General features: G+C 37.6%; 12 protein-coding genes. 1 reads left to right on the top strand and 11 read right to left on the bottom strand.

Features of this window, described 5'->3' with window-relative positions:
- Positions 1–20: 20 nt before the first annotated feature.
- Positions 21–929: a phosphate ABC transporter substrate-binding protein PstS family protein gene (locus tag I586_RS01110; RefSeq protein WP_010765022.1), complete on the bottom strand. Its 909-nt coding sequence runs from the start codon at positions 927–929 to the stop codon at positions 21–23.
- Between the two features lie 137 nt (positions 930–1,066).
- Entirely contained in the window at positions 1,067–2,236 is a 1,170-nt protein-coding gene (locus I586_RS01105) for a pyridoxal phosphate-dependent aminotransferase (RefSeq protein WP_010765023.1), read from the bottom strand.
- Between the two features lie 206 nt (positions 2,237–2,442).
- On the opposite strand from I586_RS01105, the gene hisC reads away from it, so the two are divergent.
- On the top strand, positions 2,443–3,507 hold the full coding sequence (hisC, locus tag I586_RS01100) for a histidinol-phosphate transaminase (RefSeq protein WP_010765024.1): 1,065 nt from the start codon (positions 2,443–2,445) through the stop codon (positions 3,505–3,507).
- A gap of 111 nt (positions 3,508–3,618) precedes the next feature.
- Here the strand turns inward: hisC and I586_RS01095 are convergent, their stop codons facing one another.
- The 9 genes from I586_RS01095 to I586_RS01055 form a co-directional block, all read right to left on the bottom strand.
- Positions 3,619–4,509, bottom strand: a complete 891-nt coding sequence (locus tag I586_RS01095; RefSeq protein WP_010765025.1) for a LysR family transcriptional regulator — start codon at positions 4,507–4,509, stop codon at positions 3,619–3,621.
- Between the two features lie 14 nt (positions 4,510–4,523).
- Positions 4,524–5,225, bottom strand: a complete 702-nt coding sequence (locus tag I586_RS01090; protein WP_010765026.1) for a carbonic anhydrase family protein — start codon at positions 5,223–5,225, stop codon at positions 4,524–4,526.
- A 179-nt stretch (positions 5,226–5,404) separates the two neighbouring features.
- The gene (gene pyrE, locus I586_RS01085) at positions 5,405–6,037 is read right to left on the bottom strand and encodes an orotate phosphoribosyltransferase (protein WP_010765027.1); all 633 of its coding nucleotides are present in this window, start codon (positions 6,035–6,037) and stop codon (positions 5,405–5,407) included.
- Positions 6,034–6,753 carry an orotidine-5'-phosphate decarboxylase gene (pyrF, locus tag I586_RS01080; RefSeq protein ID WP_010765028.1) on the bottom strand — a complete coding sequence of 240 codons (720 nt, stop codon included), beginning with the start codon at positions 6,751–6,753 and terminating at the stop codon, positions 6,034–6,036. Before pyrF ends, pyrE begins: the two co-directional genes overlap by 4 nt.
- Positions 6,750–7,676 carry a dihydroorotate dehydrogenase gene (locus I586_RS01075; RefSeq protein WP_010765029.1) on the bottom strand — a complete coding sequence of 309 codons (927 nt, stop codon included), beginning with the start codon at positions 7,674–7,676 and terminating at the stop codon, positions 6,750–6,752. The genes pyrF and I586_RS01075 overlap by 4 nt, the downstream gene beginning before the upstream one ends.
- The gene (locus I586_RS01070) at positions 7,676–8,458 is read right to left on the bottom strand and encodes a dihydroorotate dehydrogenase electron transfer subunit (RefSeq protein WP_010765030.1); all 783 of its coding nucleotides are present in this window, start codon (positions 8,456–8,458) and stop codon (positions 7,676–7,678) included. Before I586_RS01070 ends, I586_RS01075 begins: the two co-directional genes overlap by 1 nt.
- Before the next feature lie 62 nt (positions 8,459–8,520).
- Positions 8,521–11,700 (bottom strand): carbamoyl-phosphate synthase large subunit, encoded by a 3,180-nt coding sequence (carB, locus tag I586_RS01065; protein ID WP_010765031.1) that lies wholly within the window; start codon positions 11,698–11,700, stop codon positions 8,521–8,523.
- Entirely contained in the window at positions 11,700–12,779 is a 1,080-nt protein-coding gene (locus I586_RS01060) for a carbamoyl phosphate synthase small subunit (RefSeq protein ID WP_010765032.1), read from the bottom strand. Before I586_RS01060 ends, carB begins: the two co-directional genes overlap by 1 nt.
- Positions 12,780–12,781: 2 nt before the next feature.
- Positions 12,782–14,065, bottom strand: coding sequence for a dihydroorotase (locus tag I586_RS01055; RefSeq protein ID WP_010765033.1), 1,284 nt, complete (start codon positions 14,063–14,065; stop codon positions 12,782–12,784).
- Positions 14,066–14,072 lie beyond the last annotated feature (7 nt).

Raw genomic sequence — 14,072 nt, 5'->3', positions numbered from 1 at the left:
TACTCTTTTTGGGGACGAGATTATTTTTTAGTAATGGTACCTGATACGTCTCTTTCGACTTTCATTGTAGTCATAGGTAAGTAACCTAATTCTTTCACTACACCATTTTGAACATCATCTGTCAACATATAGTCTAAGAAAGTTTTTACATCATCATCTGGTTGTCCTTTTGTATACATATGCTCATAAGACCAAATTTTCCAAGAATTATCTGCAACATTTTCTTCAGTTGGTTTTACATCATCAATACTTAATGCTAATGTTGAATCATCCATATAAGAAAAAGCTAAATAGCTGATTGCTCCTGGTGTTTGTGCAACGATTTGACGAACAGTTCCTGAAGAATCCTGTTCCTGTGATTGAACTGCTGTGGCTCCATCCAGTCCCCATTTTTCAAATGTTGCGCGTGTTCCGCTACCGCTTGGACGATTGATCACTGCGATTTCTTGATCTTTACCGCCTAAGTCTTTCCAATTCTTTGTTTTTCCAGTAAAAATGTCAATGAGCTCTTGTTTGCTAATGTTTTTGACACCGACTTCTTTATTGACAACAGGTCCCATTCCAACAACTGCCACACGATGATCTACTAGTTTTGATGCATCAACACCAGATTTTTCTTCTGCAAAAACATCAGAATTACCGATTGTTACAGCACCATCTGAGACTTGAGAAAGCCCAGTGCCACTTCCTCCTCCTTGAACAGAAATCGTATAGTTAGGGTTTTCAGCAACAAATTGATCTTTCGCTGCATCTACTAATGGTTGCAAAGCAGTTGAACCAACTGCCACTATTTTAACAGGTTGATTACTGCTCGTATTGCTTTCTTTAGATTTATTACTACTGTCACCAGTTGCGGCGCCTTGGTTGCCACATCCTGCGATTAAAAGTCCTACACTTAAAACAATTGCTGATACTAAACGTTTCTTCATCTTTACACGTCCTTTTCAATTAGTTACAAGCTTAGTTTAACAGCAGACTATTAATTCTGTTTCAACGTTCTGTAAATAATGAGTAAAGGAATGTAAAGGTTGTGTTGAGACAAAAAAACAGTTAAACGATTGCTCGTTTAACTGTTCGATTTCATATAGTTTCCAATCCGCGTCATTGCCTCTTTTAAAGTATCTAAACTAGCGGCATAGCTAATTCGGACATACCCTTCTGCTTCCTTACCAAAAGCCACTCCTGGAATAATTGCTACTGCCTCTTGTTGGGCTAAATCTACACAAAATTTCATTGAATCTTGCTCAAATCCAGCTGGAATTTTTGCAAAAATATAAAAAGCACCATTTGGTCTAGCAACATCGAATCCAAAAGATGTCATTTGTTCATACACAAAATCTCGACGTTCACGATATTCTTCTTTCATCACTGAAGCATCATTCATTCCCTCAACTAAAGCTCTAACTGCTGCTTTTTGTGAAATCGTAGATGCAGCTGTAACTAAATATTGGTGAACTTTGATGATTTCGGCAATCAACTTTTCTGGGCCGAAAATAAACCCGATTCGCCATCCCGTCATTGCATGTGATTTTGATAACCCATTGATCAAAATCGTTTGTTCTGGAATAAATTCTGCAATTGAAACATGTTGATCGTCGTATGTCAGCTCGCTGTATATCTCATCACTTATTACAAAAATCGAATAATTTTTTAAAACATCTGCAATGGCTTTGACCTCTTCACGATTATAAGTGACGCCCGTTGGATTACTTGGGTAATTTAAAATAATTGCTTTAACTTTTTCGCCATGCTGAACCATAGCCGCTTCGATCATTTCAGGTGTTAGAACAAAATGATTTGATCTTGTATCGATATAGACTGGTTCTGCTTGAGCTAAGGTGATCACTGGTTCATATCCCGGATAAATTGGTGCTGGCATTAGCACTTTATCACCTGGTTCTAAAATAGATAATAAACTTGCTGAAATCGCTTCTGTTGCTCCAACAGTGACCAAAACCTCTGAAGTTGGTTGATAGCTTACCCCATATTTTTCTTTCATGAAAAATGTAGCAGCTTCACGGACATCTGTTAAGCCTGACATACCTGAATAATGCGAAAAATTTTGATTGATTGCATCATGTGCAGCCGTTTTTACATGTTCGGGTGTGTTAAAATCAGGCTCTCCTAATGTCAGTTTTATAATACCATCGATATTCGTCACTCGTTCATCAAATTGGCGAATCATTGAAACAGCAATTTTATCTACTTGTTTGTTAAATCGTTTCGTTAAATCCATCAAAACATCTCCTCATACTTCGTCATATGACCCTTCGTATTTAATAATGTAGTCATTTTTTTCTCAATAAAATTATAATAGCATAAGTGACCAGAAAATGAAATTTCTATTTCAAATACGTGCATTTTCTTTTCAAATTCACATATTTCTCTTGCGAAACTTCCTTTGCTTCTTTATAGTTAAAAGAAATGAAGGGAGCGAATGTCATGAAAGGCTTAAGAAAAATCACACCATATGTTCCAGGAAGGCAACCTAACTACCCCGATATCATTAAACTAAATACTAATGAGAATCCTTATCCCCCCTCACCTAAAGTTGAGAAAGCCTTGCGAAATTTCGATGTTGAACAGTTAAAAAGTTATAGTTCAATTGATAATTCCTTATTGAAAAATGCTCTAGGATCAAAACATACATTATCGTCGGACCACTTTTTAATTGGAAATGGTTCTGATGAAGTCTTAGCGTTTTGTTTTCTCGCTTTTTTTAACAGCGCAGATCCTATTCTCTTCCCTGACATCACCTATGGTTTTTATAAAGTTTGGGCCGATTTATTTCAAATTCCCTATAAGGAGTTACCTTTAACAGCGAACTTTGAGATTACCACAGACGATTATACCCAATTAAATGGCGGTTTGATCATTGCAAATCCAAATGCACCAACTGGTTTATTTAAACCACTCTCTGAAATTGAACAAATTTTAAACGTTAATCAAGAAGTGATTGTGATTGTTGATGAAGCTTACATTGATTTTGGAGGGCAATCTGCGTGTTCACTAGTAGATAAATATCCTAATTTAATTATCATTCGAACCTTTTCCAAATCAAGCTCTTTAGCAGGTTTGCGCGTTGGCTATGCTATCGGGAATCCAGAATATATCAAAATTGCTGAAAGTATTAAATCATCGTTTAACCCCTATTCTGTTGATAGCTTAGCAGAAAACTTAGCTGTAGCAGCAACTGAAGATGAATCCTACTATTTGGACATAACAAAACAGATCTGTGAAACGAGGGATTGGTTTTCAGAAACTATAGCAACATTTGGCTTCACTTCCTTAGAGTCAAAAACGAATTTTTTACTTGTCACTCATCCCAAAATAAGCAGTGAGCCTTTATATCATTATTTGGAAGCGCACGATGTATTTGTTCGGTATTTCCCTAAAATCGAACGATTAAAAAATTATTTACGTATTTCGATTGGTACTCAGGAAGAAATGGAAACGGTTAGCCAACTATTAAGACACTATACAAAAACGGCTCTAACTACTATTTAAATCAGTATTTGATATCGTTTATTTCTCCTTAAAATACTGAATAGAACTAAAAAATCACCCAATCAAAGGGTGATTTTTCTTTTAAACTCATTCATTTGAATGCTCGCTGTCTCAAAATAGTTGTTTTAATTCTTTTATAAAATACTGCCCAATCTTACTGATTGTTTTATTTTTTTGATATAGGATACAGATTTTGTTATTCGAACTTTCTGCTAATGGAACTAATCGAATTTCTTTTTTAGTAAAACCAGTTACAACACCTGAGCCAGATGCATAAGCATCCGTTTCGACCAATAAATTCATCAAAGTACCTCGGTCATTGGTATAAATCACGGTCTCTTGTTCCTGATTTTCAATTAGATCTTCTGAAAAATAAGCAAAATTACTACCTTCTTGCGTAAAACGAACTTGAGGATAACAGCACAACTGTTCCAACTCAATTTCTTTTTGTTGCGCCAAGGGGTGATTCTTCCCAAGGAAAATATGCGTTTTAAAACTGCCTACCACTTCATAAGTTAGGTTGGCCTGTGCTAAATAACGCTCAATTCCCGATTGATTTTGATTATTTAGATAAATAATGCCTAATTCGCTATGATAACTTTTTACATCTTCAATTACTTTTAGTGTCGTTGTTTCGAACACACGAAAATTTTTGTATTGCTCTTTAAATTGTTGGATAACTTTTCCCATCACTTCACCTAAAAAATCGTAGTGCTGAGAAGAGATTGAAAAACGCTCACTTTTTGTTACTTCCTGGTAACGGTTTTCGATTATTTCCATTTGAGTCAAAATTTTTTCTGCATGCTCTAAGAAAGTCAGACCCTCTTCAGTCAAAGATGCGCCTTTATTTGTACGGATGAATAACGTAACGCCAATTTCTTCCTCTAATTCACGAATACCATTAGAAAGACTGGGTTGCGTAATAAAAAGCTTCTTCGCAGCTTCTCGAAAACTACCATTGTTAGCCACTGCTACAACATATTTCATTTGTTGAATATTCATGGATGCCCTCCGTCTTATTCGGAAAAATAAATTTTACGTCCATTCAATGCTTGAACTGGACGATTATTAAATGGTAACATTCCCTCATGAATCCGCTCGAAAAAGTCATGATGCATTTTTTGAACAGTATTGAAGACAAACCAATGAACCGGTCCTTTAGTTGGTGGCGTTGTTAGTGAACCTAAATAATGAAAATGTGATTTTTCTTCAGGCAGGAAAATGGAAGGATCGAACCATTGTTGATGCGTTTCAGATTTCCATTTCATCGCTGTTTCATTTTTTGAGAATTTATTTTCGTCTGTTGTAATTGAGAATAAACACCCTACAACGAGATTGTCTCCAGAATTGTTCATATGCACTAAATGAAATTCTAACTGCGAATGTTCACCATCCAAAGTATGCTCACTTGGGGTATGAAAGTGAATATCAGTCAAGTAGTACTTTTCGTCTTCAAAAATGATGTAACTTTCTGTATTTGGTGGAACAAAATGAAACGTATTTTTAAATTCCTTTTCTGTAAATTCTTCTGTTTTATAACAAAAATCAATCGCTCTACTACTAGATTCACCATTGATTAAATTTTTTGATAAATTAATCGGTGATTGATACGGGTATTTCGCACCTGTTGAAAACCAATCGCAAAGTGTATGCCAATGCTTTGGTCCAAGCTCTCCTTCGTATCCCCACTCCACATCCATGTTTCGAATATTTTTCATCAAACCCCACCTTCAATTTTTATCGTTTGAATAACTGTATCCTATTTATTATTAACAGTCAATTTTCAAAGCTGTCTTGCTCTTTTTTATCAAACTATACGATATGAGAAAAAATCGATTGATTAAGAAAAAAAGTATAATCTTTTAATGGAAGATCATACTTTCTATCTATTAAATGATTATTTTAACCAGTTTTCAGGATTTTGTTTCCATTCTTTTAACAACGCTACATCAGCTTCTTCAATGTAATTTGATTCTAATGCTGCATCAATCAATGTAGAATAATTCGTCAACGTCAGTAAATCCATTTGATGTTCTTCGAATTTTTCTTTTCCTTTAGGCAATTCGTAGGTGAAAATTGCAGCAACGCCTAAAACATCGGCTCCTTCACGTTTTGCCGCTTCAGCTGCTTCGAGTACGCTTCCACCTGTTGAAATCAAATCTTCGATTACAACCATTTTTTGTCCCTTGAAAATGCGGCCTTCGATTTGGTTACCTTTGCCATGTTCTTTTGCTTTGCTGCGGATATAAACCATTGGCAAGTCCAAAATATCTGCTACCCAAGCAGCATGTGGAATTCCTGCTGTTGCAGTACCGGCAATAACTTGTACATCTGGATATGCTTCTTTGATTTTTTCAGCTAAACCTTTAGCAATATCTTTACGAACAACTGGGTAACTCATCGTAATACGGTTATCACAATAGATTGGGCTCTTGATACCACTTGCCCATGTAAAAGGTTCATTTGGACTTAAAAATACTGCTTCGATTTCTAATAGATCTTTCGCAATTGTTTTCGCTAATTCAGTCATGCGTTTACTCCATTCCATTCATTTTTTATTTGTTGATAAGCTTCATAAGGTTTTTTTGCTTGTGTTATTGGTCGCCCAACCACAATATACGTTGAGCCAATTTTTCTTGCTTCCGTTGGCGTCACTACACGTTGTTGGTCTCCTACATCACTGCCGCTCGGGCGGATACCTGGTGTTAGACAAACAAAAGCATCACTTGTTGCTTGATGAATGTCTTGTGCTTCTAAGGCTGAACAAACTACGCCGTCAAGCCCTGCTTTTTCAGTGCATTTTGCATAATGGAGTACACTTTCTTTTAGTGGAACGTCAATCAATTGATCCTGTTGCATTTGGATCTCACTAGTTGACGTAAGTTGTGTTACAGCAATTAGAAGTGGCACCTTATTTCCTACTTGAGTTCCTTTTTTTAAGCCTTCTTTCGCTGCTTGCATCATTTTAACACCACCTGCAGCGTGTACATTGGTTATATTTACACCAAGTTTCGCTAAGCCTGTCATTGATTTTTCAACTGTATTTGGAATATCATGTAATTTTAAATCAAGAAAAACCGAATGCCCTAATGATTTTAACCAACGGACGATCTCTGGTCCTTCTTGATAAAATAATTCCATTCCTACTTTAACAAATAATGACTCCTCTTTAGGAAATGCAGTTAAAAATTTTGCTACTTCTATTTTTGAAGGAAAATCTAACGCGATAATAGGTCGTTGGCTCATTTGTTTTTTTCCTCTCTAACTTCTTTGATTAATTGTTCTAATGAGTCAATACCAAGCTCTGCCATTCTAATAGGTAATGCATCGATCAGTTTGGGACAAATATAAGGATCTGTAAAGTTAGCTGTCCCTACAGCAACCGCACTTGCTCCCGCCATGAACATTTCTAATACATCATCAACTGTTTGTACCCCGCCCATACCAATGATCGGCAGATTGGAAATTTGAGAAACTTGATGAATCAGACGAATCGCAACAGGTTTTATTGCTGGACCAGATAGTCCTCCTGTTTGATTTGCTAAAATCGGACGACGTGTTTTTAAGTCGATTCGCATGCCCAAAAGAGTATTGATCATAGAAAAACCATCAGCTCCGCCTGCTTCGATTGCTTGTGCAACTGGTACGATGTCCGTCACATTTGGAGACAGTTTTACATAAATTGGCACTTTAGCTACTTTTTTTACTGCTTGTGTTAATTGAAACGCAACATCTGGATCTGTTCCAAAAGCAATTCCCCCATGTTTTACATTTGGACAAGAAATATTTAATTCAATCGCTGTCACATTTGGAGCATCGCCGATTTTACTGCAAACTTCAACATAGTCTTCTTCACACGCACCTGCAACATTTGCAATGATTGGGACATCGTACGCTTCCAATGCAGGGAGTTTGGTATTCATAACGACATCTAAACCAGGATTTTGCAAGCCAATCGCATTTAACATACCACTAGGAGTTTCAGCTACTCTAGGTGTAGCATTTCCAAAGCGTGCTTTTGGAGTTGTCGCTTTGATCATAATGGACCCAAGTTTTCCCAAATCATAGTATTTAGCATATTCTTCACCAAACCCAAAACAACCACTGGCAGGGATAATTGGGTTTTTAAGGTCTAAACCAGGAATATTGATTGCTAACGGATTATTCATTATAAAACCACCTCACTAGCTCTAAAAATCGGTCCTTCATCACAAACTTTGACACTTTTTGTTCCGGTTTCATCATCAGGCACATGGCAAACGCATGCATAACAAGCACCCATACCACAAGCCATTCGTTGTTCTAAAGAGAGAAAAACATTTGGATTATCTGAAAAAACTTGCGCAACCATTTTCAGCATACCATTAGCACCACAAGCATAAACAGCATCAGGTTGTTCATTTTTGACTGCCTCTAATAAAAGATTCCCAACATTCCCTTCAACACCGAAAGACCCATCATCCGTTGCAAAACGTGTATCACCTAAAGCAATGAATTCATCCTGAAAATAAGCGACTTCTTTAGACGCATAGCCAAGAAAGTGTACAACTTCAATTCCTTTTTGCTTTAATTGTTTTGACAATTCGTACATTGGTGGAATACCGATTCCTCCACCGATCACATAGGCTTTTTGACCTGCCGATAAACAATCTACATCAAATCCATTGCCTAGTGGTCCCATAACATCTAACGAATCTCCTGTTTTAAGTTCAGAAAAAACTTTAGTTCCATCACCTTCTGTTCGATAAATAATCGTACAGGTCTTTGACTCTTTATTGATTTGATTGATACTGATCGGTCTTCTTAAAAGCATATCTGCTCTTGGGACTTTTATATGGATAAACTGCCCAGGTTTTTCCATTTCATTCACTAAATCACCTGTCAATGTCATTTGGAAAATTCTAGGAGCTAATTGATGCTGAGAGATGATCGTCATTATTTCCTGCTTCATTTATGCTACTCCTTTACAACATTATTGTAGTAAAAGCCGAGAATAGTTCTCGGCTTTAAATTCTAGATAGACTCCGTTGAAAATGCACGTGATTCTAATACTTTTAGAATTGCTTCTGCTGTATCTAAAGATGTAAAGAGTGGAACCCCGTGTTCTACTGCTTCCCGACGAATTAAAAATCCGTCTTGATTTAAATCGGAGCGATTTTTGTCCATGGTGTTTACAACTACTTGAGCTTCCCCGCTACGGATCAAGTCAAGAACAGTCTCCCCACCTTGATTTATTTTTAGGACCGTTTTCACTCGTAAGCCATTTTTTGTTAAAAATTCTGCGGTGCCTTTTGTTGCGATCAAGCTATAACCAATGTCATTGAAACGTTTGGCTAACGCCAATGCTTCTTCTTTTGTTTCGTCTGCTATGGTAAATAATACGGCACCAAAACTCGGCAAATGCAAACCAGAAGCCTCAAACGCTTTGTATAGTGCTTTTTCTAAGCTATAGTCTGAGCCCATTACTTCACCCGTTGATTTCATTTCAGGGCCTAAATAAGTATCTACTTTTTGAAGCTTAGTGAACGAGAATACTGGCGCTTTGATGTGAACTTGTTGGCTTTCAGGGTACAATCCATCTTGGTAGCCTAAATCCGTTAGTTTTTCGCCAAGAATTGCTGTTGTTGCGACTTGAGCCATCGGGATGCCAGTGATTTTACTTAAAAATGGCACAGTTCTACTAGCTCGAGGATTGACTTCTATCACATAAACTTTTTCCTCATGAATAACGAATTGAATATTCATCATCCCAACACAGTTTAGACCAATAGCTAGTTTTCTTGTATAATCAGCAATCGTTTGTTGGATTTCTTTTGATAAGGATTGCGGTGGATATACGGCCATCGAGTCACCTGAATGCACACCCGCACGCTCGATATGTTCCATTATGCCTGGGATCAGAACAGTTTGACCATCACAAATCGCATCAACTTCACACTCTTTGCCCAATAAATAGCTGTCAACTAACACAGGATGTTCTGGAGAAGCTTTTACTGCATTACGCATGTAATCTTCTAAATCTTTTTGATTCTCCACAATCTCCATTGCTCGCCCTCCAAGCACATAACTAGGACGGACTAATACAGGATACCCAATTTTATTAGCTACAGCGACTGCTTCTTCCGCGCTCGTTGCTGTGTCACCTGGAGGTTGAGGGATATCTAATTCTTGTAATGCTTGTTCAAACAAGTCACGGTTTTCAGCTCTATCTAGGTCTTCGATTGACGTGCCTAAGATTTTGACCCCTTGTTTCACTAGAGGTTCTGCCAAGTTGATTGCTGTTTGACCACCAAATTGTACGATAACGCCTGTTGGTTGCTCTAACTCAATCACATTCATAACGTCCTCTAATGTTAACGGCTCAAAATAAAGTTTATCTGAAATCGAGAAGTCTGTTGAGACTGTTTCGGGATTGCTATTCATAATAATTGCTTCAAATCCAGCTGCCTGAATTGCTTTTACAGAATGAACTGTTGCATAGTCAAATTCTACCCCTTGTCCAATTCTAATTGGGCCTGATCCTAAGACTAATACTGAAGGTTTTTCTGAACGAATACTTTCGTTTTCAAATTCATATGTGCTATAAAAATATGGTGTTTGAGATTCAAATTCAGCGGCACAAGTATCCACCGTTTTATACACTGGAAGGATCTTTTGTTCATGACGATAATCGGAGACTTCTTTTTCGGTCAAGTTCCATAATTCAGCAATTTTTCTATCAGTAAAACCGTTTTGTTTCGCTTCTTTTAAAAGCTCTGTATCTTTATAACTTTTGGCTAGTGCATTTTCTAGTTCAACGATGTGAAGCAATTTGTCTAAGAAGAACAAATCTATTTTTGTTAGCATAGCTAAGTCTTCAATTGTATAGCCTCTTCTGATTGCTTCTGAAAGGTAAAACAAACGATCATCTTGTGCTTTTACGATTTTTTCAGTCAGCATTTCATCACTGACTTCTTGCATTTCTTTCAGCTCATTATGATAAGCACCAATTTCAAGAGAACGTACTGCTTTTAACAGTGATTCTTCGATGTTACGGCCGATTGCCATGACTTCACCAGTTGCTTTCATTTGTGTTCCTAAACGTCGTTCTCCTTTTTCGAATTTATCAAAAGGCCAACGAGGGATTTTTGCCACGACATAATCTAATGCTGGCTCAAATTCTGCGTATGTTGTTTCTGTAACAGGATTTTTCATTTCATCTAATGTTAGCCCCACAGCGATTTTTGCAGCTAATTTGGCGATAGGATAACCTGTTGCCTTACTAGCCAATGCTGAGGAACGAGAAACTCGTGGATTCACTTCGATTACATAATAATTGAAACTATGTGGATCTAAGGCGAGCTGAACATTGCAACCACCTTCTATTTTTAGTGCTCTAATGATTTTGAGGGACGCATCTCGAAGCATTTGATATTCATGATCAGACAACGTTTGGCTTGGTGCAAATACAATTGAGTCACCTGTATGGATCCCTACTGGATCAAAATTCTCCATGTTACAGACAACAATCGCATTATCAGCAGAATCACGCATGACCTCGTACTCAATTTCTTTAAAACCAGCAATACTTTTTTCAATCAAGCACTGCGTTGCAGGTGATAATTTCAGACCATTTTCAGCAATGATTCGTAACTCTTCTTCATTATCACACATTCCGCCACCTGTACCACCTAAGGTAAATGCAGGACGTACAATGATTGGATACCCTATTGCGTTGGCAAATTCTACTGCCTGTTCAACAGTATTGACAATTTCACTTTCAGGAATCGGCTGATCCAAATCTTCCATTAATTGTTTGAATAAATCACGATCTTCTGCTTGGTCGATTGCAGCTAATTTCGTTCCCAATAATTCAACTTTCAGTTCATCCAAAATACCTGACGCAGCTAATTCCATCGCCATATTTAGTCCTGTTTGACCGCCTAATGTCGGTAGTAGCGCGTCTGGACGTTCTTTTCGCAAAATACGAGAAACAAATTCTAATGTAATCGGCTCGATATATACTTGATCTGCAATTTCTTTATCAGTCATGATGGTGGCTGGATTCGAGTTAACCAAAACCACTTCATATCCTTCTTCTCTTAAAGCAAGACAAGCCTGTGTGCCGGCATAATCAAATTCAGCGGCTTGACCAATAATGATTGGTCCTGAACCAATGACCATAATTTTCTTGATATCTGTTCTTTTTGGCATTAGTCTTGCTCCTTCCATGCATCCATTAATTCCATAAATTCATCAAACAAATGAAGACCATCATGCGGACCAGGCGCAGCATCTGGGTGATATTGAACTGTAAAAGCGGGGTATTGACGATGTCTAATGCCCTCTACTGAACCATCATTTACTTCTACATGTGTCACCATTAATTTATCAGGATCAACTGTCGCCTCATCGACTGCATAACCATGATTTTGTGATGTGAAATCGATTCTTCCTGTCGCAATTTCCCGAACAGGATGATTTAATCCTCGATGTCCGAATTTCATTTTATACGTATCTGCTCCATTCGCTAATGCGAATAATTGATGCCCTAAACAAATACCAAAAATCGGTACTTTTCCTTGAATAGCTTGTATCATCTTAATTGCTTCTGGTACATCTTTAGGATCGCCTGGCCCATTTGTTAGCATAACACCGTCTGGCGAAAGTTCTAAAATTGTCTCAGCAGCTGTATTATATGGCAAAACAGTCAAATTACAGTGACGTTTTGATAGTTCACGTAAAATACTATGTTTCAACCCAAAATCAACGACAACAACATTACGACCGATTCCTGGACTTGGGTATGCTTTTGTTGTTGAAACTTGGGCAACCTGATTCTTTGGTAAGACGGTTGCTTTCAATTGATCAAATTCATGTGTAAAGTCATCATCAATATCGACAAATCCAGCCTTCATCGTTCCAACAGAACGAAGTTTTCTCGTTAAGGCACGAGTGTCAATTCCTGAAATCCCAGGAATCCCTTTTCTTTTCAAAAATTCATCTAAAGTCATCTGCGCTCTCCAATTTGAAGCCAAACGAGCATGTTCTTTGACGACTACACCTTTACAAGTGGGCGAGATTGACTCATAATCATCGCGATTGATACCATAATTACCAACCATTGGATAGGTAAATGTAATGACCTGGCCATTAAAACTTTGGTCAGTGATCGTTTCTTGGTAACCTGTCATACTCGTTGTAAAAACGATTTCTCCAACAACGTTGACATCTGCACCAAATGCTTTTCCTTCAAAAACGGTTCCATCTTCTAGTATCAATAATCGCTTCAATTTTATGCATCTCCTTTAGACCATGCTGATTGTCCATCAACAAACGTCATTAATGTATTCCCTTTGACCTTCCAGCCGACAAACGGTGTATTAACACCTAGTGACTCAAATTCTTTATCGTCAATCATTTCCTCTAATTCTAAGTCAAAGACAGCGATATCTGCTGGAGCACCGATTGTTAATGTCCCAGCATTTAAACCAAAAATTTCAGCAGGTTTTGTTGCCATCCAATCAATCACTTGTTCTAACGTAAATTTACCTGTCTCAACAAAATTTGTATAAATCAATTGAAATGCTGTTTCGCTACCTACAATTCCAAATGGTGCTTTAAGAAATGTTTGATTTTTTTCTTCTAAGCCATGAGGAGCATGATCTGTTGCAATGCAATCGATTGTGCCATCAAGTAGTCCTTCGATCAAAGCGTCACGGTCCGTCGTTGCTCTAAGTGGTGGATTCATTTTCCAAAAACCGTTGTCTTCTGGAATATCTTCATCTACCAAAATCAAATGATGTGGAGCAACTTCTGCTGTAACATGAATCCCAGCTTTTTTTGCATCACGTATCACACGGACACTTTCTTTTGTTGAAACGTGGCAAACATGGTAATGAACGCCCGTTTCGCCTGCTAAAACAACATCTCGAGCGATTTGCGAAGCTTCAGTAGAACTTAAAATCCCAGGTAGTCCTAACTTTTTAGAAATTTCCCCTTCGTGCATTACCCCATCAAATAGGAGTGACTCGTCTTCTGTATGAGCCACGATTGCCATTCCGTTTGCTGCAGCTTCTTTCATAGCAAGATACATCGTACCAGCAGTCTGGACACCCACACCATCGTTTGTAAAAGCAAAAGCACCTGCTTCTTTCAATGCTTTTTGATCGGTTAATATTTCGCTACGTAGTTCTTCTGTAATAGGTGCATATTGTAACACTTTTACAACCGCATTTTTTTCAATGATCTCATACACTTCTTGTAATTTTTCTGCAGTATCTGGTACAGGATTTAAGTTAGGCATCGCGCAAACCGTTGTGTATCCACCTCTAGCAGCTGATTTACTTCCTGTTTCGATTGTTTCTTTATAAGTAAAACCTGGTTCTCTTAGATGTACATGGACATCCACTAATCCTGGTGCGATCAATTGACCTTTGGCATCGTAGACTTTATCAAATGTACTTTCTTCAAAAAATTCTCCAATTGCTCTGATTTTGCCCTCTTCGATCCAAACGTCTGCTGGAATCAATTGATTATCTTTTTTTATGATTTTTCCATTTTTGATAAGTGTTCTCATCTTGTTC

It is taken from the genome of Enterococcus moraviensis ATCC BAA-383 (assembly GCF_000407445.1).
GTDB lineage: Bacteria > Bacillota > Bacilli > Lactobacillales > Enterococcaceae > Enterococcus_L > Enterococcus_L moraviensis.
The sequence above is the reverse complement of the archived record's forward strand: the minus strand, read 5'-3'. Positions and strand labels throughout refer to the sequence as shown.